General features: G+C 64.9%; 20 protein-coding genes and 1 riboswitch. Of the genes, 8 read left to right on the top strand and 12 right to left on the bottom strand.

What is annotated here, in order from left to right:
- Nucleotides 1-20 precede the first annotated feature (20 nt).
- The 3 genes from G4G71_RS05340 to gcvA form a co-directional block, all read right to left on the bottom strand.
- Complete coding sequence (locus tag G4G71_RS05340) at nt 21-1,028, bottom strand: ABC transporter substrate-binding protein (protein WP_169935902.1); 1,008 nt, start codon at nt 1,026-1,028, stop codon at nt 21-23.
- Nucleotides 1,029-1,221: 193 nt separating this feature from the next.
- The gene (locus G4G71_RS05335; protein ID WP_169935900.1) at nt 1,222-1,629 is read right to left on the bottom strand and encodes an acyl-CoA thioesterase; all 408 of its coding nucleotides are present in this window, start codon (nt 1,627-1,629) and stop codon (nt 1,222-1,224) included.
- A gap of 105 nt (nt 1,630-1,734) precedes the next feature.
- Nucleotides 1,735-2,643, bottom strand: coding sequence for a transcriptional regulator GcvA (gene gcvA / locus G4G71_RS05330; RefSeq protein WP_169935898.1), 909 nt, complete (start codon nt 2,641-2,643; stop codon nt 1,735-1,737).
- Between the two features lie 227 nt (nt 2,644-2,870).
- Here gcvA and G4G71_RS05325 point away from each other — a divergent pair, with 227 nt between their 5' ends.
- The 6 genes from G4G71_RS05325 (at nt 2,871) to G4G71_RS05300 (ending at nt 10,982) form a co-directional block, all read left to right on the top strand.
- Nucleotides 2,871-4,052, top strand: a complete 1,182-nt coding sequence (locus tag G4G71_RS05325; RefSeq protein ID WP_038803335.1) for an acyl-CoA dehydrogenase — start codon at nt 2,871-2,873, stop codon at nt 4,050-4,052.
- Between the two features lie 126 nt (nt 4,053-4,178).
- Nucleotides 4,179-5,402: a CaiB/BaiF CoA transferase family protein gene (locus G4G71_RS05320; RefSeq protein WP_169935896.1), complete on the top strand. Its 1,224-nt coding sequence runs from the start codon at nt 4,179-4,181 to the stop codon at nt 5,400-5,402.
- A 309-nt stretch (nt 5,403-5,711) separates the two neighbouring features.
- A riboswitch (S-adenosyl-L-homocysteine riboswitch) is annotated at nt 5,712-5,824 on the top strand.
- Nucleotides 5,825-5,846: 22 nt separating this feature from the next.
- On the top strand, nt 5,847-7,253 hold the full coding sequence (ahcY, locus tag G4G71_RS05315) for an adenosylhomocysteinase (protein WP_045215888.1): 1,407 nt from the start codon (nt 5,847-5,849) through the stop codon (nt 7,251-7,253).
- Nucleotides 7,254-7,318: 65 nt separating this feature from the next.
- A complete protein-coding gene (locus G4G71_RS05310; RefSeq protein WP_169935894.1) occupies nt 7,319-7,849 on the top strand; it encodes an HD domain-containing protein in 531 nt (176 codons plus the stop codon).
- Between the two features lie 54 nt (nt 7,850-7,903).
- Nucleotides 7,904-8,752: a methylenetetrahydrofolate reductase [NAD(P)H] gene (gene metF, locus G4G71_RS05305; protein WP_024764178.1), complete on the top strand. Its 849-nt coding sequence runs from the start codon at nt 7,904-7,906 to the stop codon at nt 8,750-8,752.
- 154 nt (nt 8,753-8,906) lie between these two features.
- Nucleotides 8,907-10,982 (top strand): RNA helicase RhlE2, encoded by a 2,076-nt coding sequence (locus G4G71_RS05300; RefSeq protein WP_169935892.1) that lies wholly within the window; start codon nt 8,907-8,909, stop codon nt 10,980-10,982.
- Between the two features lie 215 nt (nt 10,983-11,197).
- Here the strand turns inward: G4G71_RS05300 and G4G71_RS05295 are convergent, their stop codons facing one another.
- From G4G71_RS05295 to pip, 7 genes are all read right to left on the bottom strand, one after another.
- The gene (locus G4G71_RS05295; RefSeq protein WP_169935890.1) at nt 11,198-11,932 is read right to left on the bottom strand and encodes an amino acid ABC transporter ATP-binding protein; all 735 of its coding nucleotides are present in this window, start codon (nt 11,930-11,932) and stop codon (nt 11,198-11,200) included.
- Entirely contained in the window at nt 11,925-12,887 is a 963-nt protein-coding gene (locus G4G71_RS05290; RefSeq protein WP_169935888.1) for an amino acid ABC transporter permease, read from the bottom strand. The genes G4G71_RS05295 and G4G71_RS05290 overlap by 8 nt, the downstream gene beginning before the upstream one ends.
- 73 nt (nt 12,888-12,960) lie before the next feature.
- Nucleotides 12,961-13,758, bottom strand: coding sequence for a transporter substrate-binding domain-containing protein (locus G4G71_RS05285; protein ID WP_054910848.1), 798 nt, complete (start codon nt 13,756-13,758; stop codon nt 12,961-12,963).
- Between the two features lie 223 nt (nt 13,759-13,981).
- On the bottom strand, nt 13,982-16,555 hold the full coding sequence (gene mdoH, locus G4G71_RS05280) for a glucans biosynthesis glucosyltransferase MdoH (RefSeq protein ID WP_169935886.1): 2,574 nt from the start codon (nt 16,553-16,555) through the stop codon (nt 13,982-13,984).
- Entirely contained in the window at nt 16,548-18,116 is a 1,569-nt protein-coding gene (locus tag G4G71_RS05275) for a glucan biosynthesis protein G (RefSeq protein WP_082450897.1), read from the bottom strand. Before G4G71_RS05275 ends, mdoH begins: the two co-directional genes overlap by 8 nt.
- Nucleotides 18,117-18,317: 201 nt before the next feature.
- Complete coding sequence (gene dtd, locus G4G71_RS05270) at nt 18,318-18,755, bottom strand: D-aminoacyl-tRNA deacylase (RefSeq protein WP_169935885.1); 438 nt, start codon at nt 18,753-18,755, stop codon at nt 18,318-18,320.
- Nucleotides 18,752-19,723, bottom strand: a complete 972-nt coding sequence (gene pip, locus G4G71_RS05265; RefSeq protein WP_054910850.1) for a prolyl aminopeptidase — start codon at nt 19,721-19,723, stop codon at nt 18,752-18,754. The genes dtd and pip overlap by 4 nt, the downstream gene beginning before the upstream one ends.
- A 179-nt stretch (nt 19,724-19,902) precedes the next feature.
- On the opposite strand from pip, the gene G4G71_RS05260 reads away from it, so the two are divergent.
- Together G4G71_RS05260 and G4G71_RS05255 are read left to right on the top strand one after the other, a co-directional pair.
- On the top strand, nt 19,903-20,331 hold the full coding sequence (locus G4G71_RS05260; RefSeq protein ID WP_169935883.1) for a hypothetical protein: 429 nt from the start codon (nt 19,903-19,905) through the stop codon (nt 20,329-20,331).
- Nucleotides 20,328-20,804, top strand: a complete 477-nt coding sequence (locus G4G71_RS05255) for an NUDIX domain-containing protein (protein WP_169935881.1) — start codon at nt 20,328-20,330, stop codon at nt 20,802-20,804. Before G4G71_RS05260 ends, G4G71_RS05255 begins: the two co-directional genes overlap by 4 nt.
- A gap of 5 nt (nt 20,805-20,809) precedes the next feature.
- On the opposite strand, the gene G4G71_RS05250 is transcribed toward G4G71_RS05255, so the two are convergent.
- Nucleotides 20,810-21,709 (bottom strand): transporter substrate-binding domain-containing protein, encoded by a 900-nt coding sequence (locus G4G71_RS05250; protein ID WP_169935879.1) that lies wholly within the window; start codon nt 21,707-21,709, stop codon nt 20,810-20,812.
- 39 nt (nt 21,710-21,748) lie between these two features.
- Nucleotides 21,749-22,099, bottom strand: coding sequence for a RidA family protein (locus tag G4G71_RS05245; protein WP_169935878.1), 351 nt, complete (start codon nt 22,097-22,099; stop codon nt 21,749-21,751).
- Nucleotides 22,100-22,111: the final 12 nt, after the last annotated feature.

Raw genomic sequence — 22,111 nt, 5'->3', positions numbered from 1 at the left:
TGTATCAGGACTTCAAAGAATCAGAGCGCCTCGACGAAACGCGCGTCGATGGCCTGCGCCGGAGTGACCGGCTGCTGCAGGATGCCGGCTTCGCTGGCGGCCTTCTGGATGTGCTCGAAGGAGCCTTTCTGGAAGGCGCCCTTCAGTTCGGCCTGGTTCTCCTTCACCGAGTAGAAGTGCACGCCGTCGAAGGCGCTGGTCAGCTCGGACTCGTCGGCGCCCACGCCCTTGGCGATGGCGGCGCGGCCTTCGGCGCTCTTCTCGTTGTAGTGCTTGAGGCCCGCTTCCCAGCTCTTGATCAGCGCCAGCACCTGGCCGGGACGCTCCTTCAGCACTTCGTCGCGCACCACGAACACGTCGCTGATGATGCCCGGGTCATCCGAGCCCTTGTACAGCAGGTTGACCTTGGGGTTCTGCTGCTTGGCGGCGGACAGGTAAGGCTCGTAGGTCACCGCGGCCGGTACCTGGCCGGCGATCAGCGCGCTGCCGGCGTTGGCAGCGGGCATCGGCACCGGCTGCACGTCGGCGATGGTCAGGCCGGCCTTGCGCAGGGCGCTGTGCAGGAGGATGTCGCTGGTGGTGCCTTCCTCGTAGGCGACCTGCTTGCCCTTGAGGTCGGTCAGGGTCTTGATCGACGGGTCGACGATCAGCGCATCGGCACTGGTGCTCTGGTCCAGCAGCAGGACGATCTTCACCGGCAGGCCGGCGGCGACCATGGCCATGGCGGTGTGGGTGGCGAGGTTGCCGCCATCGATCTGGCCGCTGGCCAGGGCGGCGTTCATGTCCTTGTCTTCGGTGAAGTTGACCAGCTCGACCTGCTCCAGGCCGTTGGCCTTGAAGGCGCCGGCCTGCTCGGCGACGTACCACTGGCCATAGCCCAGCCAGGGCTGCATGCCCATCTTGAAGGTGCCGGCCTCGGGTTTGGTGTCGGCCTTGATCGCGGCGGCGTGCGCGGCGCCGGCCAGCAGCAGGCTGGCGCAGGTGGCCACGGCCAGTTGGCGCAGCGCGGATGCGAAGGTGGTGTGCATGGTCTCTCCCCGGTCATTGTTCTGCAGGAACATTCTGCTGAATGCAGTACTGCTGGATCGGCGGGGAGCAGCGTCGGCCCATGCCCGCCGTGGGCGGGCACAGGCTCACATTCAATCGACGCAAATGCAAAGGTTTTCGCCGCGGTTCGGCTTGGCTCCGGGCACGCTGGCAATCACCTGGGCGAGCCAGCCATCAGGGCTGGGGAATGGCGTCGTCCTTGAACTGGTCCTTGATGTACTTGATCTCGGTGCGACCGTGGGGCGCCGGTTGACCATCGGGACCAATGTTCACGAAGACCATCTTGTCGACCGTGAGGATGCTCTTGCGGGTGATCTTGTTGCGCACTTCGCAGGTCAGGGTGATCGAGGTGCGGCCGAACTCGGTGGCAGTGATGCCCAGCTCGATGATGTCGCCCTGGCGCGCGGAACTGACGAAGTTGATCTCCGAGATGAACTTGGTCACCACACGCTGGTTGCCCAGCTGGATGATGGCGTAGATCGCCGCTTCTTCGTCGATCCATTTCAGAAGGCTGCCGCCGAACAGGGTGCCGTTCGGGTTGAGGTCTTCAGGCTTGACCCACTTGCGGGTGTGGAAATTCATGGAAGCTCCTTCTTGGGAGGTTGCGCCTCGTGAGCGCGATGACGGGGATAGCCCCGCCGGCTATGCAAGTCTGGACCCGGCCGCTGCCAGGCACCTTGCCATGGCTCAGCCGAGCCCGGCGTCGGCGCGATAGCGGGCGGCTTCATCCACCAGCCAGTCGCGGAAAGCGCCCAGGGTCGCCGATTCCACCTTGCGCTCGGGAATCATCAGGTAATAGGCATTTTCGCTCAAATAGGCATGTTGCATCGGCACGATAAGCCGTCCGTCGGCCAGCTCGTGCTGGATCAGCATCGGCGGGATCAGCGCCACGCCCATGCCGTGCATCGCCGCCTGGGCGAGCATGGAGAACAGCTCGTAGCGCGTGCCGCTCATGTCGTGCGCCACGCTCATGCCCAGCGAACCGAACCACTGGCGCCAGGCGTAGGGCCGGGTGGTCTGCTGCATCAAGGGCAATTCGGCGATCTGCGCAGCGGATAGCTCACGGCGCCCACCCAGCAACTCGGGACTGCACACCGGCACCGGGTTCTCATGCATGAGGAAGTTGGCCACCGTGCCGGACCACACGCCGTCGCCGAAATACAGCGCCGCATCGAACTCGGTGTCGGCGAAGAGGAAGGGTCGAGTGCGGTTGGTCATGTTCACCGTGACTTCCGGATGCAGGCGCTTGAAGTCCTTCAGCCGTGGCAGCAGCCATTGCGTCGCAAAGGTCGGCACCACCGCCAGTTCCAGCGTGCCACCGCCCTGCTGCCCCATCACCGCCAGGGTATCGCGCTCCACGGCATCCAGGCGCTGGGCAACACGGCGGCTGTAGTTGAGCCCCGCTTCGGTCAGCTTCACCCCTCGCCGCGAACGGCGGAACAGCTCGACGCCGAGGAACTCCTCCAGCGTGGCGATCTGTCGGCAGATGGCGCTCTGGGTCAACGACAGCTCGTCGGCGGCCTTGGTAAAGCTCTCGTGGCGGGCGGCGGACTCGAAGGCGACCAGCGCCGCCGTGGTCGGGATCTTGCGTCGCATCGAATGCCTCTTCGGAATATCGTGATGCGCAGGAGTCGCCACAGACGCCTGAAATAGAGGCGAGCAGGCAAAATCCAGCAGCAGCCGAGCGATTACGGAGTGACAAAATAGCACAACAGCGTGCGAATTAGTCGGTTGCCCGGCTTCCCGACGGCTGACTAGGATGGCCCACACCGAGCCCGCCTAGACTTGTGCGGGTCTTTCACTGTCTGCGTTCGAGGTTCTCCATGGCGACCAAAGCAAGCTTCAACTGGGAAGATCCGCTGCTGCTGGATCAGCAACTCACCGAAGAAGAGCGCATGGTGCGCGACAGCGCCCAGCAATTCGCCCAGGACAAGCTGGCCCCGCGCGTGCTGGAAGCCTTCCGCCATGAGCAGACCGACCCGGCGATCTTCCGCGAGATGGGCGAAACCGGCCTGCTCGGCGCGACCATTCCCGAACAGTACGGCGGCAGCGGCCTGAACTACGTGTGCTACGGCCTGATCGCCCGTGAAGTCGAGCGCATCGACTCCGGCTACCGCTCGATGATGAGCGTGCAGTCCTCCCTGGTGATGGTGCCGATCAACGAATTCGGCAACGAAGCCACCAAGCAGAAATACCTGCCGAAACTCGCCAGCGGCGAATACATCGGCTGCTTCGGCCTGACCGAGCCGGACCACGGCTCCGACCCGGGCTCGATGATCACCCGCGCGAAGAAAGTCGACGGCGGCTACCGCCTGACCGGCGCCAAGATGTGGATCACCAACAGCCCGATCGCCGACGTCTTCGTGGTCTGGGCCAAGGATGACGAAGGCCAGATCCGCGGCTTCGTCCTGGAGAAAGGCTGGGAAGGCCTGTCCGCCCCGGCGATCCACGGCAAGGTCGGCCTGCGCGCCTCGATCACCGGCGAGATCGTGATGAACAACGTGTTCTGCCCGGAAGAAAACGCCTTCCCGGACGTACGCGGCCTGCGTGGTCCGTTCACCTGCCTGAACTCCGCCCGCTACGGTATCTCCTGGGGTGCCCTGGGTGCCGCCGAAGCCTGCTGGCACACCGCTCGCCAGTACACCCTGGACCGCAAGCAGTTTGGCCGCCCGCTGGCCGCCAACCAGCTGATCCAGAAGAAACTGGCCGACATGCAGACCGACATCACCCTCGCCCTGCAAGGCTGCCTGCGCCTGGGCCGGATGAAGGACGAAGGCACCGCCGCTGTCGAAATCACCTCGATCATGAAGCGCAACAGCTGCGGCAAGGCCCTGGACATCGCCCGCCTGGCCCGCGACATGCTCGGCGGCAACGGCATCTCCGACGAGTTCGGCGTTGCCCGTCACCTGGTCAACCTGGAAGTGGTGAACACCTACGAAGGTACCCACGACGTCCACGCGCTGATCCTCGGCCGCGCCCAGACTGGCATCCAGGCGTTCTTCTAAGCAATACCCCGCGCTGGCCCGCCTGGGCCAGCGCACGCTTTACCTCTCGCCCGAGAGGCCCCGGGGAGGACCGTGGAGTCCCCGCACCGCGTCCTCCCCGCCCCTATCCAAGCTGCAGGTGATTGCATGTCCGGCGCCCTTTCGCACATCCGTGTCCTCGACCTCTCCCGCGTTCTCGCCGGCCCCTGGGCTGGGCAGATCCTCGCCGACCTCGGCGCGGAAGTGATCAAGATCGAGCGTCCCGGCAGCGGCGACGACACCCGCGCCTGGGGCCCGCCGTTCCTCAAGGACGCCGACGGCCGCGACACCAGCGAAGCGGCGTATTACCTGTCGGCGAACCGCAACAAGAAATCCCTGACCATCGACTTCACCCAGCCCGAGGGCCAGCGACTGGTGCGCGAACTCGCCGCCAAGGCCGACATCGTGCTGGAGAACTTCAAGGTTGGCGGGCTGAAGGCCTACGGCCTGGATTACGAGTCGCTGAAAGCGCTGAACCCGAAGCTGATCTACTGCTCGATCACCGGCTTCGGCCAGTTCGGCCCCTACGCCAAGCGCGCCGGCTACGACTTCATGATCCAGGGCCTGGGCGGCCTGATGAGCCTGACCGGGCGCTCCGACGCCGAAGAAGGCGCCGGCCCGGTGAAGGTCGGCGTGGCGCTGACTGACATCCTCACCGGCCTCTACTCGTCCACCGCGATCCTCGCCGCCCTCGCCCACCGCGATGTCAGCGGTATCGGCCAGCACATCGACATGGCGCTGCTGGACGTGCAGGTCGCCTGTCTGGCCAACCAGACCCTGAACTACCTGACCACCGGCAACCCGCCGCGTCGCCTGGGCAACGCGCACCCGAACATCGTGCCGTACCAGGACTTCCCCACCGCCGACGGCGACCTGATCCTCACCGTCGGCAACGACGGCCAGTTCCGCAAGTTCGCCGAGCTGGCGGGTCACCCGGAATGGGCCACCGACGAGCGTTTCGCCACCAACCAGGCCCGCGTAGCGCACCGCGAGGTGCTGATCCCGCTGATCCGCCAGGCCACCGTGATGCGCACCACCGCCGAGTGGATCGCCTTACTGGAACAGGCCAGCGTGCCGTGCGGGCCGATCAACGACCTGGCCCAGGTGTTCGCCGATCCGCAGGTGATCGCCCGCGGGCTGCGCGTGGACCTGCCGCACCCGCTGGCCGGGACCGTGCCGCAGGTGGCCAGCCCGATCCGCCTGTCCGAGACCCCGGTCGAATACCGCAACGCCCCGCCGACCCTCGGCCAGCACACGCAGGAAATCCTCGAAGGCGTGCTCGGCCTGGACCAGGCGGCCATCGACAAACTGCGCGACGGCGGCGTGATTTGACGTTCCCGTAGGGCGAATAACGCCTCAAGCGTTATCCGCCGTCCGTCGGCTCTGAAGCCAGAAGCGGCGGATAAAGCGTTCCGCTTTATGCGCCCTACAACTGACCATCGGCGCCCGCTCCAGCGGACGCCACCGATCCCCGAAACGACGCCCGCGCCAGGGTTTTCACGGCCCCTGGCGCGGGCGCGGCGGGGAACCCGGCCGCGATCCACTGCTCGATCGCGACCAAAAGCCTTTGGCTTGTCATGCGCCATGGCTATAATCCGCAGGCTTCAATAACGGCCGGCACTGCCCGGTCGTTCCCGCCACCTGTCCGAGGGGCGCTGCAGCAGGTCGATTCGCTTCGGCTTGTCAGGCTCGGATGGGGCGCGTCACGGTCGGCATCCGCCGATCGCCAAACGCATCAACGGCGCCCATTCGCAGACAACGAATGGAGAGTTACGCATGAGCGCTGTCACGCCTGCCGGTTTTACCGACTTCAAAGTCGCCGACATTTCCCTGGCCGCCTGGGGCCGCCGTGAGCTGATCATTGCCGAATCCGAAATGCCGGCACTGATGGGCCTGCGCCGCAAGTACGCCGCCAGCCAGCCGCTGAAAGGCGCGAAGATCCTCGGCTGCATCCACATGACCATCCAGACCGGCGTCCTCATCGAGACCCTGACTGCGCTGGGCGCCGAAGTGCGCTGGTCGTCCTGCAACATCTTCTCCACCCAGGATCAGGCCGCTGCCGCCATCGCCGCCGCCGGCATCCCGGTGTTCGCCTGGAAAGGCGAGACCGAGCAGGAATACGAGTGGTGCATCGAGCAGACCATCCTCAAGGATGGCCAGCCGTGGGACGCCAACATGGTGCTGGACGACGGCGGTGACCTGACCGAGATCCTGCACAAGAAATACCCGCAGATGCTCGAGCGCATCCACGGCGTCACCGAAGAAACCACCACCGGTGTTCACCGCCTGCTCGACATGCTCAAGGCCGGCACCCTGAAAGTCCCGGCGATCAACGTCAACGACGCCGTGACCAAGAGCAAGAACGACAACAAGTACGGCTGCCGTCACAGCCTGAACGACGCCATCAAGCGCGGCACCGACCACCTGCTGTCGGGCAAGCAGGCCCTGGTGATCGGCTACGGCGACGTGGGCAAGGGCTCCGCCCAGTCGCTGCGTCAGGAAGGCATGATCGTTAAGGTCTCCGAAATCGACCCGATCTGCGCCATGCAGGCCTGCATGGACGGCTTCGAGCTGGTCTCCCCGTACAAGAACGGCCTGAACGATGGCACCGAAGCCAGCGTTGACGCCGCCCTGCTGGGCAAGATCGACCTGATCGTCACCACCACCGGCAACGTCAACGTCTGTGACGCCGGCATGCTGAAAGCGCTGAAGAAGCGCGCCGTGGTGTGCAACATCGGTCACTTCGACAACGAGATCGACACCGCCTTCATGCGCAAGACCTGGGCATGGGAAGAGGTCAAGCCGCAGGTGCACAAGATCCACCGCACCGGCGCCGGTGACTTCGATCCGGCCAACGACGACTACCTGATCCTGCTGGCCGAAGGCCGTCTGGTGAACCTGGGTAACGCCACCGGCCACCCGAGCCGCATCATGGACGGCTCCTTCGCCAACCAGGTACTGGCGCAGATCTTCCTGTTCGAGCAGAAGTACGCCGACCTCTCCGCCGAGAAGAAGGCCCAGCGCCTGACCGTCGAAGTCCTGCCGAAGAAACTGGACGAAGAAGTGGCCCTGGAAATGGTGAAAGGCTTCGGTGGCGTCGTCACCCAACTGACCCCGAAACAGGCCGAGTACATCGGCGTGACCGTGGAAGGCCCGTTCAAGCCGGACACCTACCGCTACTGATGTGCCAGAGGGCAGACGAGCAATCGTCTGCCCTCTTTGCCATTGGGCGTCATTGGAAACCTTGCATGGACCTGCAGGACAGCTACAACCAGGCCTGGATCTTCGCCGCCGGCGCGCACGCCGGACAGACGCTGACCGCCTCGACGCTGCCCTACGCGGTCCACCTGGCGATGGTGGCCAACGAAGTGATGGCGGCCGACCGCGAAGCGCCCATCGAGCGCCTGGCGGAGACCGTCCAGATTGCACTGCTGCACGACGTGCTCGAAGACACCCCGGTGCCCTTCGAGGAACTGCAGACGCGTTTCGGCGAGTTCGTCGCCGAGGGCGCCCAACGCCTGAGCAAGGTGGTGAATGGCGAAAAGCTGCCATTCGATATCTACCTCGAAAGGCTGGCGACCGGCGCGCCGCAGTATGCGATCGTCAAGCTGTGCGACCGGATCACCAACCTGCAGCCGCCACCCTCGACCTGGGCGCGGAGCAAGATCGCCGAATACCATGGGGAGTCGCAGCGTATCCTGGCCGTCCTCGGCCATGTGCACGAGCCCAGCGCCGAGCGACTGCGCACGAAGATAGACAATTATCGCCGTTACTTCTGAAGTCGACGGCACATGCCGGCAGCCGCGCAATGATGTGGCGCCGAAGGAACGACCATGAGTCAGAAAGATCGCCGTTTCAGCTTCGAGTTCTTCCCCGCCAAGACCGAAGCCGGCCATGAAAAACTGCTGGCCACTGCGCGCCAGCTGGCAGCGAAGAAGCCCGACTTCTTCTCCTGCACCTACGGTGCCGGCGGCTCCACCCGCGACCGCACCCTGACCACCGTGCTGCAACTGGACGGCGACGTGCAGGTGCCCACTGCCCCGCACCTGTCGTGCGTCGGCGACACCAAGGCCGAGCTCTCCGCCCTGCTGGCCCACTACAAGGACGCCGGCATCCGCCGCATCGTCGCCCTGCGCGGCGACCTGCCCTCGGGCATGGGCATGGCCAGCGGCGAGCTGCGTTTCGCCAACGAACTGGTGGAATTCATCCGCGCCGAAACCGGCGATCACTTCCACATCGAAGTTGCCGCCTATCCGGAAGTTCACCCGCAAGCGCGCAATTTCGAGGATGATCTTGCGAATTTCGTGCGCAAGGTCAAAGCCGGCGCCGACTCTGCCATCACACAATACTTCTTCAACGCCGACAGCTACTTCCATTTTGTCGAGCGTGCGGAGAAACTGGGTGTCAGCATTCCGGTCGTACCGGGTATCATGCCGATCACCAACTACACCAAACTGGCCCGCTTCTCCGACGCCTGTGGCGCGGAAATCCCCCGCTGGATTCGCAAGCAACTGGAAGCCTACGGCGACGACATCGCCAGCATCCAGGCCTTTGGTGAGCAGGTCATCACCGACATGTGCGAACGTCTCCTGGAAGGCGGCGCACCGGGTCTGCATTTCTACACCCTGAACCAGGCTGAACCCAGCCTGGCGCTCTGGAACAACCTCAAGCTCCCCCGCTGAGGATCATTGCTCCGGGCTTACCGTCCACGATCCCGGCCAGCGCAACGCCGGCGTATCGTGGGCGGAGTGCTTCCAGCCCAAGGCTGAGCGCTCGCCCCGAGCTTGAAATCACGCGCCCTCGAGCCGGCAGGTTGCCGGCCTACAGGAACCCCGCATGTCCTTTACTTCCCTCGGTCTCTCCGAGGCCCTGGCTGGCGCCGTTGAAGCCGCCGGCTACGCGCGCCCCACTCCCGTCCAGGAACGCGCCATTCCCGCCGTACTGCAAGGCCGCGACCTCATGGTTGCCGCACAGACCGGCACCGGTAAAACCGGCGGCTTCGCCCTCCCGGTACTCGAACGCCTGTTCCCCGAAGGCCACCCGGACCGCGAACACCGCCATGGCCCACGCCAGGCCCGCGTCCTGGTACTGACCCCGACCCGCGAGCTGGCGGCCCAGGTGCACGACAGCTTCAAGGTCTACGCCCGCGACCTGCCGCTGAAAAGCGCCTGCATCTTCGGCGGCGTCGGCATGAATCCCCAGGTCCAGGCCATGTCCAAGGGCGTCGACGTCCTGGTGGCCTGCCCGGGCCGCCTGCTCGACCTGATCGGTCAAGGCAGCGTCGACCTGTCCCGCGTGGAAATCCTCGTCCTCGACGAAGCCGACCGCATGCTCGACATGGGCTTCATCCACGACGTGAAGAAGGTCCTCGCCAAGCTGCCGGCCAAGCGCCAGAACCTGCTGTTCTCGGCAACCTTCTCGAAAGACATCATCGACCTCACCAACAAGCTCCTGCACAACCCGGAGCGCATCGAGGTCACTCCGCCGAACACCACCGTCGAGCGTATCGAACAACGCGTGTTCCGCATCCCGTCGGTGCAGAAGCGCGCCCTGCTGGCGCACCTGGTGACCGTGGGTGCCTGGGAGCAGGTGCTGGTGTTCACCCGCACCAAGCACGGTGCCAACCGCCTCGCCGAGTACCTGAGCAAGCACGGCCTGCCGGCTGCCGCGATCCACGGCAACAAGAGCCAGAACGCGCGCACCAAGGCCCTGGCCGACTTCAAGGCCAACGAAGTGCGCATCCTGGTCGCCACCGACATCGCCGCCCGCGGCCTGGACATCGACCAACTGCCTCACGTGGTCAACTACGAGCTGCCCAACGTCGAGGAAGACTACGTTCACCGCATCGGCCGTACCGGCCGTGCCGGCCGCACCGGTGAAGCCATCTCGCTGGTGGCGCCGGACGAAGACAAGCTGCTCAAGGCCATCGAGCGCCTGACCAAGCAGCGCATCCCCGACGGCGACATGCTCGGCTTTGACCCCGACACTGTGCTGCCGGAAGTCCAGCAGCCCGAGCCGAAGGAAGCCCCTCAGCGTCAACCGCGCAAAGACAAGGCCAAGCGCGGTGAGCGCAAGGACCGCAACAAGGACAAGCCTCAACAGCCGCAGGCCGAAGAGCAGCAGAACGCCGCGGCCGGCGCCGAAGGTGAAGCGGCCGACGGCGACAAGCCGGCCGGCAAACGCCGCCGTCGTGGCGGTCGCGGCAAGAAGAAAGGCGACGGCCAGGGCAGCGACGCTCAGCCGAACGCCAACGCTCAGCCACGTGAGTCGCGCGAACCGCGCGAGCCCCGTCAGCCTCGCCAGCAGGAGCAAGGCCAAGGTCGTCAGCAGGAGTCCAAACCGGCGCGCGCACCGAAGGCCGATGCCAACGGTAACCGCGATCCGGAAGAGTTCCTCGACGACGACTTCGACAACTTCGGCAACCGCGCCGACTACGTCAGCCCGTTCCCGGACAAGGACCAGCAGCGCGGCCAGCGCCGCCGTGGCGGTCAAGGTCAAGGCCAGAATCAGGGCCAGGGCCTGCAGCGTCCCCGCAGCCAGGGCGCCCAACCCGGCAGCCAGGGCAGCGGCGGCCAGAACCGTGGGCAAGGTCAGGGCCAAGGCCAGGGCAAGGCCGCCAGGAAGCCGAGCGGTGGCGGTGGCAGTCGCGGCCAGAGCCAGGGTGCCAATGGCCAGGGCAAGCCAGGCCAGCAGCGCAAGCGCGGTGGCAAGGCTCCGGCTTCGCGCATGAACGACGCCCCGCTGCGCGAGCCTAGCGAATACGGCGCTGCCAAGCCGACTCGCCAGCCGGTAGTGATCAATAAGCGCGACCTGGTCCGCACCGACCGCTTCCCGACACCGGAGCAGTTGGAAGAGCTGGAACCGCGCCGCAAGACCGAGCGTCCCGCGCTGCTGACCCGCAACCGCGAGTGATGCTGTAGAAGAAACCGCCCTCCGGGGCGGTTTCTTTTTGCCCGCGATTTGTCGCCGGTGCCCCCGTGACCGTAGGAGCGGACTCCGTCCGCGAAAGGTCCGCATCGCGCCGAATGCCATCGCGGACAGAGTCCGCTCCTACCAAAGCCATCCCTCGCCCCCGAACAAACACAAAAAAAGCCGCCCGAAGGCGGCTCTTTCACGACGGCAAAATCCTACAGCACCTGCCGCAGGAAGCTCTGCGCGCGGGCATCCCTGGGCTGGGCGAAGAACTCCGCCGGGGCGGCATCCTCCAGCAGCTTGCCGTGATCGAAGAACAGCACGCGATCCGCCACTTCGCGGGCGAAGCCCATCTCGTGGGTCACGCAGACCATGGTCATGCCTTCTACGGCCAGGGTCTTCATCACGTCCAGCACCTCGCCGACCATTTCCGGGTCGAGCGCCGAGGTGGGCTCGTCGAACAGCATCACCTTCGGGTCCATGCACAGCGCGCGGGCAATGGCCACGCGCTGCTGCTGGCCGCCGGAAAGGCGCGACGGGTATTCGTTGGCCTTCTGGCCGATGCCGACCTTCTCCAGCAGCGCCCTGGCCTTGGCCTCGCGCTCCGCCTTGCCGCGCTTGCGCACGACTTTCTGCGCCAGGCACAGGTTCTCCAGCACGGTCATGTGCGGGAACAGGTTGAAGTGCTGGAACACCATGCCGACTTCGCGGCGGTAGGCGTTTACGTCGGTCTTCGGGTTGGCGAGGTCGAGGCCGTCGATGCTCACCGAGCCGGAGTCGAACTCCTCCAGGCCATTCAGGCAACGCAGGAAGGTGGACTTGCCCGAGCCGGACGGGCCGATCACCACCACCACTTCACCCTTGGCCACGCCGGTGGTGACGTCATCCACAGCACGCACGACTTGTCCGCGGGTATCGAAGACCTTGGTCAGATTACGGACTTCAATCACTTTGGCCGAGCCTCCGCTCCAGGCGCCCCGCCAGATGCGACAGCGGCAGGTTGATCACGAGGTAGAGGGCGGCGACGCAGAACCAGATCTCGAAGGTGGAAAACGAGGTGGTGATTGCCTCGCGGCCGCTCTTGGTCAGCTCGGTGATGGCGATCACCGAGACCAGGGAAGTGTCTTTCACCAGGCTGATGAACTGCCCCGCCAACGGCGGCAGCACGCGCTTGAAGGCTTGCGGCAGGATCACGTGGCGCATCGACTGCGCCGCATTCAGGCCCAGGGAACGCGCCGCCTCGTCCTGGCCGCGGGCGATGGACTGCACGCCGGCACGGACGATCTCGGCCACGTAGGCGCCGGTGAACAGCGCCAGCGCCGCCACGCCCGCGAACTCGCGGGAGAGGTTCAGCACGGTGCCGATGAAGAAGTAGAAGATGAAGATCTGCACCAGCAGCGGCGTACCGCGCACCAGCTCGACGTAGAGAGTCGAGAGGTCGTGCAGCGTCGGGTTCTTCGACAGGCGGCAAAGGCCGGTGAACAGGCCGATGAACAGGCCGAACGCGCCGGAAACGAAGGAGATCCACAGCGTGGTCCACAGGCCCCAGGCGAGCGGGCCGGCCGCCCAGTGGCGGGTCGCGCCGACCACATCGCCCTCGGCGACGTCGTCATTTTCGGAGAACTGCAGGCTGTCCGCCGCAACGGTCAGCACCTGCTGTTTGCCATCCTCGTCCACCAGCGTGACGCGGGCATCGCTGCCCTGCGGCTCGATCTTCTCCACCCGCGAGATGCTGTCCGCACGCAGCGGTTCTTCAGCCTGGTAGGCGAAGTACTGCGGGACGCGGTTCCAGCGCCACTCGTAGGAGATCAGCGAAGTGGAGTACCAGATGGCCAGGCCGATCAACAGAAGGATCAGACCGGTCAGCCCGTGCCAGGGCCAGGTTGCGCGTTTCGTTCTAGCCACGAATCTCTACCGTGAAAATGCGAACGCGCAGGCCGGGGGCCTGCGCGTCGGGTCAACCAGCGTCAGACGTGGATTATTCCATGTCCTTGAGCCAGTCGGTGCTCTTGAACCACTTGTCGTGCAGACGATCGTAGGTGCCGTCTTCACGAATCTGCTTGAGGAAGTTGTTGATGAAGTTGATCGAGTCGTAGTCGCCCTTCTTCAGGCCGAAGGCCAGCGGCTCGTAGGTGAACGGCTGGTCCAGGTGCACCAGCTTGCCGGCGCCGAACTTGCCGACGGCCACGACGTTGTACGGCGAGTCGTAGATGAAGGCGTCGGCCTTGCCGTTGACCACGTCCATGACCGCTTCCGGCTCGTTGTCGAAGCCGTGGTACTGCGCCTTGGACAGCTGCTTCTTGGCGACGAATTCACCGGTAGTGCCGATCTTCGAGGTGATGCGGTACTTGGCGTCGTTCAGGTCCTTGTAGGACTTGATCTCGCCTTGCAGTTCCTGACGGATCAGCAGGGTCTGGCCGACCACGATAAAGGGATCGGAGAAGTTCAGGCGCAGGTTGCGTTCCTGGGTCAGGGTCATGCCCGAACCGATCATGTCGAACTTGTCGGTGAGCAGGGCCGGGATGATGCCGTCATAGGCGGTGGAAACCAGCTCCAGCTTGACGTTCATGGACTTGGCCATGGCCTTGAGCAGGTCCACTTCGAAGCCGACGATCTGACCGCGCTTGTTGGTCATCTCGAACGGCATGTAGGTCGGGTCCATGCCCACGCGCAGGGTGCCGCGCTTGGCCGCTTCATCGATGGCGCCGGCCTGAGCCGCGCTCACGCTGACCAGGGCGCAGACGCCCATCACCAGCGATGCCAGGTACTTTTTCATCCCCATACTCCCAAGCAAGTGAAAGAACTTGTTGTTTTTTCCAGCGATCGAACCGGGCGCGCAAGAGCAGGCCTTGCGCAGAAGGGTGCGAAGCGTACCCCATGCGCCGGATATCTCAATCTTTTCTGGATAGCTGGCGAAGGGTACCAGCAGCGGTGCGCGGGGAAAACAGCGGAAACCGGCAGGTCGCCCCCATCCCGAACGGGATGGGGGCGGCGTGCGGTCAGGACTGCGCGGCGGGCAGCGCCATGGTGCCCTGTTCCGCGACCGGAGCCAGGGGCACGGCCGGAGCATGGGCATCGGCTTGCAGCGATTGCCGCCAGGGACCGATCCACTGTTCCTTTTCACCCTGCCAGAGCGCCAGGTGCAGGCGCGACAGCGCCACCGGATCGCTCAGTAGCGCCAGCCGGCGGTTGCCGTCGAGCTGCTCGGGGCCGGCTTCCAGCGCCTTCTCGACCAGCGCGGCGCGGGTCGATTCGATGGCGGCGGACTGGCCATGGCGGGCAGTACCCATGGCGCAGGCCAGGGCGTTCAGCACCGGGTCCACGGCGGAGCGGACGAAGCCGTCCTTCAGCGCCTGCCAGCGGTTCTGGTAGGTGTACTCGTCGGTGGCACGCAGCTCGCGCGGGGTGTCGTATTCCTCGGGGATGAGGAACAGCTTCTCATCGCGCGAAGCCAGGCCCAGCTTGACCCGGCTGCTGATCACCGAGACCGGGATCGACAGCATCAGGGCACCGACGATGGGCGACAGCCACCACAGGAAACGCGGGTTCAGCCACGCCACCAGCAACGCCCAGCACAGGCCCAGCAGGGTCTGCAGGCCATGGCGACGAATTGCCTCGCTCCACGGGGTGTCGTCGTCGTCACGTTGCGGCGACTTCCACTGGGCTTCCCAGCCGAGGAACGCGGCCAGCACGAAGCGGGTGTGGAAGAGCATGCGCACCGGCGCGAGCAACACGGAGAAGAACATCTCCAGGAGCATGCTCAGGGTCACCTTGATCACGCCGCCGTAGCCCTTGGCGCCCTTGGCCCAGATCAGCATGACGCTGAGCAGCTTGGGCAGGAACAGCAGGGTCAGGGTGGTGGAGAACAGGGCGATGGCCTTTTCCGGATGCCACTGCGGCCAGATCGGGAACAGCTGGCGTGGCTCCAGGAAGTACTGCGGCTCCATCAGCTGGTGCACCGCCAGCAGGGCGGTGGACAGCACCAGGAAGAAGAACCACAGCGGCGCCGACAAGTAGGACATCACGCCGGTAAGGAACACCGCGCGGTGTACCGGGTGCATGCCCTTGACCAGGAACAGGCGGAAGTTCATCAGGTTGCCGTGGCACCAGCGGCGGTCGCGCTTGAGCTCGTCCAGCAGGTTGGGCGGCAATTCCTCGTAGCTGCCTTCCAGATCGTAGGCGATCCACACGCCCCAGCCGGCGCGGCGCATCAGCGCGGCTTCGACGAAGTCGTGGGAGAGGATCGCACCGGCGAAGGAACCCTTGCCCGGCAGCGGCGCCAGGGCGCAGTGCTCGATGAAGGGTTTCACCCGGATGATCGCGTTATGGCCCCAGTAATGGGATTCGCCCAGCTGCCAGAAGTGCAGACCGGCGGTGAACAGCGGGCCGTAAACGCGAGTAGCGAACTGCTGCATGCGCGCATAGAGGGTGTCCATGCCCGACGCCTTGGGCGCGGTCTGGATGATGCCGGCCTCAGGGTTGGCCTCCATCAGGCGCACCAGCTTGGTCAGGCAATCGCCACTCATCACGCTGTCGGCGTCCATGACGACCATGTACTTGTACTGGCCGCCCCAGCGACGGCAGAAGTCGTCGATGTTGCCGCTCTTGCGCTTAACCCGGCGCCGGCGGCGGCGGTAGAAGATGCGACCGAAGCCCTTGGCGTCCTTGCACAGCTCGATCCAGGCCTTTTCTTCGGCCATGGCGATATCGGGCTGATTGGTGTCGCTGAGCACGAAGAAGTCGAAGCGATCGAGCTCGCCGCTGGCGCCCACCGACTCGAAGGTCGCCCGCAGGCCGGCGAAGACGCGCGGGACGTCCTCGTTGCAGATCGGCATGACGATGGCGGTGCGCGCATCGGCGGCAATCGGCTCGCTGCCTGCGCTGCTGCCGGAAATGCGGTAGCGGTCGCGGCCGGTGAGCAGCTCCCAGAAGCCCATCAGGGCGGTCCAGAAACCTGCCGAGACCCAGCAGAAGAGAATCGCGAAGAGCGTCAGCACGCCGAACTGGATGGCGTAGGGCACCACCTGCTCCAGGGTCTGCAGCCAGGTCTGGCGGTTGATCTCTTCTAGGTCGACGAAGGCCCAGCCCTGGTAGGGCAGGATGCCTTTCATGTAGTAGGTGGCGACGGTGGTCTGGCCGAGCATGAGCAGGACCAGGATGAACCGGCGCAGCGAACCGACCCGCTGCCAGCGCGCCTTGGGCAGGTCGCGGGCGGGCTTGGCCGGGTTGCTACGCCCTGTCAGGCGGCGCCAGCCGCGCATGATCGGGTTGGTCCGCCAGGGTTCGGGGATCACCTTGGTGCGCTGGATCGGCGGCGCAGCCTTGAGGTAGGTGCGGCCGTTGTCGTCCATGCCCAGCATCTGGGCGTCGTCGAGGTCCTGGCCATACCCATGGCGCAGACGCGCACCGACCGAAGCCAGCGCGGCGTCTTCGCCCTGCACATCGCCAGCGAGCTGCTCGTGCAGCTCACTGATGGAACCGGCCTGGGCCAGCCGCTCACGCTCCTGCGCCGAAAGGGGCAGGTGCGCGAGATAGTCGGCCACCGGCGCGGTGGTAGCGGTGGAGTTATTCATCGGCAGGCAGCTGGTAGCTCCAGGTTTCGGAAATGGTCTGGCCGCCGTTTACCAGCGCAGCGCGCATTTCCGTCGGCTTCTTCGGATCCTTGACCTTGATCCGCAGGGTCAGACGCCAGCCCTTGGTCACTGCGTTGTAGCGCAGTGCGTTTTCCTTCACCTCGGCATTGTCGTCGGTGCTCACCTGGGTGCTCACCGGGGCATCGCCAGCCAGCGCCTTCAGGGTCGGGCCGACGAAATCGACGACCAGCGCCACGCTGCCATCGGGCTGACGGATCAGGTTCTTCTGCTTGACGTCGCCGACCGAGCGCAGGGTCTGCATGACCCAGGCGTTCTTCGCGTCGTGCAGGGCTTCCTCGTCCTTGGTCCAGCGCATGCGGTAGGCGAAGTCCAGCGGCTCGCCGGCTTCCGGGCGCTTCTCCGGGTTCCAGAAGGCGACAATATTGTCGTTGGTCTCATCCGGGGTCGGAATCTCCACCAGCTCGACGGTACCCTTGCCCCAGTCGCCCTGCGGCTCGATCCAGGCAGACGGACGCAGGTCGTAGCGGTCGTCCAGGTCCTCGTAGCGGGAGAACTCGCGGCCACGCTGCAGCAGGCCGAAGCCTTTCGGGTTCTCGACGCTGTAGGCGCTGACGGACAGGTGTTTCGGGTTGTTCAGCGGGCGCCAGATCCACTCGTCGTTGCCGGCGTGGATCTGCAGGCCAGTGGAGTCATGCAGCTCCGGACGGAAGTTGTGCTCCGGCGACGGCTGGTTGGAGCCGAACAGAAACATGCTGGTCAGCGGCGCCAGGCCCAGCTTGCTCACCTTGTCGCGCAGGAACACGCGGGCCTTCACGTCGACTACGGTATCGTTGCCCGGACGTATGGTGAAGCGGTACGCACCGGTCGCGCGGGGCGAGTCCAGCAGCGCGAAGATCACCAGGTGCTTGTCCTTGGGCTTGGGCTTCTCGATCCAGAACTCGCGGAAGCGCGGGAACTCTTCACCCGACGGCAGCGCGGTATCCAGCGCCAGGCCACGGGCGGAGAGACCCCACCACTGGTCCTTGCCGATGATGCGGAAGTAACTCGCGCCCAGGAAGGTGGCGATCTCGTCCTGCTTGTCCGGCGAGTTGATCGGGTACAGCAGGCGGAAGCCGGCGTAGCCCAGATCCTTGGTGGCATTGGCGTCGAATTTCAGCGAACCGAAATCGAAACGTGAGGGATCGTACTTGATCTCCTTGACGTCGGTCGCCGTGACTTCGTTGATCTTCACCGGGGTGTCGAAGTGCATGCCCTGGTGATAGAAGCTGATCTTGAAGGGGGTCTTCTCGTCGGCCCAGTAGGCCTTCTCGTTACGGAAGCGAATCTGCTGGTAATCGGCGAACTTCATTTCGCTGAATTCCGATGGCAGGTTGCTCGTCGGTGCGCTGTACTTCTCAGCAGCCAGCGCCTTGGCTTGTTCGCCAACGTCGTCGAGATTGAAGGCCCAGGCATGGGTAGCGCTCAACGCCAACAGGGCGGAGCCGACCAGTCCGCGAAGGATTTGGCGCGAAAGCGGTTGTTGAACGGAACGGAAAATCACGAGTCCCCCTCGTCCGTGAACACAAAACGATTAAAGCCAGCAAAGGCGATGCCAAATTGCCGGCGATTGAATTCCGACCCCGGTGAGCCTGAATGATTCCCCGATTTTTTCCACGGGTACTTCCGGCTCCCGGAGGCGCATTGTTCTAGATGCATAAGCCCTAACCATCATCCCACGGCGATATGACAAGCTGCCGCGCGTTCAAGCCTCCAGTAGAAAGGTCACTGGCCCGTCATTGACCAGATGGACCTGCATGTTGGCGCCAAAACGGCCAGTGGCGACCAGCGGATGACGCTCTCGCGCCTGTTCCACGAGTAGATCGAACAACGCGGCGCCCCTTGCAGGAGGCGCCGCGCTGGAAAAGCTCGGTCGCAGGCCCTTGCGGGTGTCTGCGGCCAGGGTGAACTGCGAAACCAGCAGCAGGCCGCCGCCGACATCGCTCAATGAAAGGTTCATTTTACCTTCATCGTCGCCAAACACTCGATAGTTAAGCAGCTTGTGCAACAAACGGTTGACCGAGTCTTCGTCGTCCAGGGGTTCCACCCCCACCAGAGCCAGCAGCCCATGGTCGATAGCGCCGACGATTTCACCGTCGACCTCGACGCGGGCGCCGCGCACCCGCTGGATCAAACCCTTCATTCAGCCTCCGGCGGCAGGTTCAGCAGGCGGCGGCCGATTTCATTGGTGGCGCGGATCAGCGCATCGGTGATGCCGGGCTCGCCGGCCACGTGGCCGGCGTCGCGGACGATCTGCAGCTCGCTGTTGGGCCAGGCCTTGTGCAGCGCCCAGGCGTTATCGAGCGGGCAGACCACGTCATAGCGGCCGTGGACGATCACACCCGGCAGGTGGGCGATCTTGTGCATGTCGCGCAGCAGCTGGTCCGGCTCGAGGAAGCCGTCATTGACGAAATAGTGGTTCTCGATGCGGGCGATGGACAGCGAGCGGTGCGGGTCGGCGAAGCGATCCACCACCGCCGGGTTCGGCCGCAGCGTGGCGGTCCGGCCTTCCCAGGTGGACCAGGCGCGCGCGGCGTGCATCTGGGCGATCTGGTCGGGGCCGGTCAGGCGGCGATGGAAGGCATGCAACAGGTCGTCATGTTCGTCGGCGGGAATCGGCGCCAGGTAGTCTTCCCAGTAATCCGGGAACAGGCGGCTCGCACCCTCCTGGTAGAACCAGCGGATTTCCTGCGGGCGGCAGAGGAAGATGCCGCGTACGATCAGCGCCAGCACGCGCTCGGGATGGGTCTGGGCGTAGGCCAGCGAGAGGGTCGAGCCCCAGGAACCGCCAAACAGCACCCACTTGTCGATGCCCAGGTGCTCACGGATGCGCTCGATGTCCTGCACCAGGTGCCAGGTGGTGTTGTTCTCCAGGCTCGCATAAGGCGTGGAGCGGCCACAGCCGCGCTGGTCGAAGGTGACGATGCGGTAGATGTTGGGATCGAAGAAGCGCCGCGACATGGCATCGCAACCGGAGCCCGGGCCGCCATGGATGAACAGAACCGGCAGTCCGTCGGGCGTGCCGCTCTCGTCCACATAGATGACGTGCGGCTCTTCGACGGCCAGTTCATGGCGGGCGTAAGGCTTGATTTCCGGATACAAAGTTTGCATGGCTCGCTCCTGGATCAGTGCGTACGGTCGCTCCCGGACCAGTAACCATCCTAGGGCCTGTCGCCACCTTATAGAAAGTCGCGTTGCCGCAGCGCGACTTCCATCGAAAGTCTTCGGCCCCCACGGTGTCGGGCATGATACTCGGGCCAGCGAAAAACCCATAAGGGAGTTAGTGAGCCATGCCACGGAAGTTGTTTCTTTCTCTTTTTCTGCTGGTGCTCGCCTTGGCCGGCTGCGATCGCGACGACCCACGCGCGCAACTGGACGCCGCCGTGAAGCAGTTGCAGGACAACCTCGAAGCCAAGAATAGCGGGGCCGTGATCGATCAGCTGGCCGGGGACTTCCGCGCCAACGGCGAGTTCGACCGCGACTGGGCCAGGCGCACCATGACGCTGATGTTCCTGCGGCACCAGCAGGTCAAGGTGATCCTGCTCAGCAGCGAAAGCAGGCTCGACCCGACCCACGCCAATCGCGGCCATACCGACGCTCAGGTCGCCCTTACCGGCGCCGAGAACCTCATCCCCGACAGCGCCGGGCATTATTCGGTGAAGCTGGAGTGGTGGCGCGACGGCGCGCAATGGAAACTGGCGAGGCTCGACTGGCAATGACTTCCCCCCTGCAACACCGTATCCGCGCCGCCGGACTGCTGGTGCGCAACGACGAAATCCTGCTGGTGCGCCATGCAGTCGCCGGCGACGAGTACTGGATTCCGCCGGGCGGCGGCTTCGAGTCGGACAAGGATGAGTCCACCCGCGACACGGTGCGCCGCGAATGTAGGGAGGAAACCGGGCTGGCCGTGGAAGTCGGCCCACTGGTCTACGTGCGCGAGTTCGCCGAGCCGGTGGTCGGGCGCTTCCACATGGAACTGTTCTATCGCGTCGACGCCTGGGACGGCCGGGTCAGCCTGGACAACCTGCGCGGCCTGGGCGGGGACGAGTTCGATATCCGCGAAGTCGCCTGGGTGCCGCGCCGCGACTTGCCACACCTGCCCTCCTATTACCCCGCCGAATTGCTCGACGACGTCTGGGAGCGCCTGGCCGAGGCGCAACCCGTGATCCGCCACCTCGGCCTGCAACGCTAACCGGCTTACTGCACCGGTTCGCTGGTGGGCTTGGCGATGATCGCCTGCAACTCGGCGGTCATGGGGAATTCCAGGTTGAGGTTCTTCGGCGGGATCGGCTGCTCGAACCAGCGCTGGTAGATACCCTTGATCTCGCCGGAGGCATACAGCTCGGCCAGCGTCTGGTTCACCAGGGCGAGGAACTGCGGATCGTCCTTGCGCACCATGCAGGCGTAGATTTCCCGCGATTGCGGCTCGCCTACCACCACCCACTGGTGCGGATCGCGGGCCTTGGCCTTCTCGCCGTAGAGCAGCGCGTCATCCATGTAGAAGGCCACCGCGCGGCCTGACTGCAGCATGAGGAAGGCCTCGCCATGGTCCTTGGCGCTGACCACGTTCATGCCCAGTTTGTGCTCGGCGTTGTAGGCCTTCAGGTAGCGCTCGTTGGTGGTGCCGGCGGTGGTCACCACGTTCTTGCCCTTGAGGTCGGCGAAGCCCTGGATACCGCTGTCCTTGGCGGTCAGCAGCTGCCCCTTCACGTAGATGAAGCCGTAGGAGAAGGCGACCTGCTTCATGCGCTCGGCGGTGACGCCGGTAGAGCCACACTCCAGGTCGACCGTGCCGTTCTGCACCAGCGGAATGCGCGTCTGCGAGGTCACTGGGTTGTACTTCACCTTGAGCTCAGGCTTGTCGAGCTTCTGCTTGATGCGCTCAACCACCTTGCCGGCCAGGTCCACCGAGTAACCCATGGGCTGCCCGCTGTTGTCGCCCAGGTAGGAGAACGGTACCGAGGCGTCGCGATAACCCAGGGTTATCGTGCCGCGCTCAGCGACTTTCTTCAGCGTGCCGTCGAGTGCCTCGTTGGCCTGCGCCAGCGCGCAGACCAGGCTGGACGCCGCCAGCATTCCCAGTGCGAGTCGTTTCATGGGTGCGATCCTTCTTGTTGTTGTGAGTCGGGTTGGGGGTCAGGGCCGCGCGGCAATCACCGTGATTTCCACCAGCACCTGCGGCCGCGCCAGCAGCGCCTGCACCGTGGTGCGGGTCGGTGCGCAGCCTTCCGGCAGCCAGGCAGACCAGACGCTGTTCATGGCCTCGAAATCGGCGGCGATGTCCTTGAGGTAAATGGTCGCGCTGAGGATGTTCGCCTTCTCGCTGCCGGCCTCGGCCAGCAGCGCGTCGATCTTCGCCAGCACCTCGCGGGTCTGGCCCTGGATGTCGGTGGCCTGTCCGGGCACCTGCCCGGAGAGGAATACCAGCGAGCCGAAGACCATAGCGCCGGAGAGGCGGTCGTTGGTGGCGATGCGTGTGAGTTGCATGGTGAGTCTCCA

Source organism: Pseudomonas multiresinivorans (genome assembly GCF_012971725.1).
Taxonomy (GTDB): Bacteria; Pseudomonadota; Gammaproteobacteria; order Pseudomonadales; family Pseudomonadaceae; genus Pseudomonas; species Pseudomonas multiresinivorans.
This window is presented reverse-complemented; position numbering and strand designations above follow the sequence as displayed.

Excerpts from the sequence above, each read along its gene's own strand:
- G4G71_RS05335 (WP_169935900.1), bottom strand. The coding sequence starts at position 1,629 with ATGAATTTCCACACCCGCAAGTGGGTCAAGCCTGAAGACCTCAACCCG.
- G4G71_RS05250 (WP_169935879.1), bottom strand. The coding sequence starts at position 21,709 with ATGAAACGACTCGCACTGGGAATGCTGGCGGCGTCCAGCCTGGTCTGC.
- dtd (WP_169935885.1), bottom strand. The coding sequence starts at position 18,755 with ATGAAGGGTTTGATCCAGCGGGTGCGCGGCGCCCGCGTCGAGGTCGAC.
- G4G71_RS05310 (WP_169935894.1), top strand. The coding sequence starts at position 7,319 with ATGGACCTGCAGGACAGCTACAACCAGGCCTGGATCTTCGCCGCCGGC.
- gcvA (WP_169935898.1), bottom strand. The coding sequence starts at position 2,643 with ATGCGACGCAAGATCCCGACCACGGCGGCGCTGGTCGCCTTCGAGTCC.
- G4G71_RS05325 (WP_038803335.1), top strand. The coding sequence starts at position 2,871 with ATGGCGACCAAAGCAAGCTTCAACTGGGAAGATCCGCTGCTGCTGGAT.
- ahcY (WP_045215888.1), top strand. The coding sequence starts at position 5,847 with ATGAGCGCTGTCACGCCTGCCGGTTTTACCGACTTCAAAGTCGCCGAC.
- G4G71_RS05320 (WP_169935896.1), top strand. The coding sequence starts at position 4,179 with ATGTCCGGCGCCCTTTCGCACATCCGTGTCCTCGACCTCTCCCGCGTT.
- G4G71_RS05340 (WP_169935902.1), bottom strand. The coding sequence starts at position 1,028 with ATGCACACCACCTTCGCATCCGCGCTGCGCCAACTGGCCGTGGCCACC.
- mdoH (WP_169935886.1), bottom strand. The coding sequence starts at position 16,555 with ATGAATAACTCCACCGCTACCACCGCGCCGGTGGCCGACTATCTCGCG.
- G4G71_RS05285 (WP_054910848.1), bottom strand. The coding sequence starts at position 13,758 with ATGAAAAAGTACCTGGCATCGCTGGTGATGGGCGTCTGCGCCCTGGTC.
- metF (WP_024764178.1), top strand. The coding sequence starts at position 7,904 with ATGAGTCAGAAAGATCGCCGTTTCAGCTTCGAGTTCTTCCCCGCCAAG.
- G4G71_RS05245 (WP_169935878.1), bottom strand. The coding sequence starts at position 22,099 with ATGCAACTCACACGCATCGCCACCAACGACCGCCTCTCCGGCGCTATG.
- G4G71_RS05300 (WP_169935892.1), top strand. The coding sequence starts at position 8,907 with ATGTCCTTTACTTCCCTCGGTCTCTCCGAGGCCCTGGCTGGCGCCGTT.
- G4G71_RS05260 (WP_169935883.1), top strand. The coding sequence starts at position 19,903 with ATGCCACGGAAGTTGTTTCTTTCTCTTTTTCTGCTGGTGCTCGCCTTG.
- G4G71_RS05255 (WP_169935881.1), top strand. The coding sequence starts at position 20,328 with ATGACTTCCCCCCTGCAACACCGTATCCGCGCCGCCGGACTGCTGGTG.
- pip (WP_054910850.1), bottom strand. The coding sequence starts at position 19,723 with ATGCAAACTTTGTATCCGGAAATCAAGCCTTACGCCCGCCATGAACTG.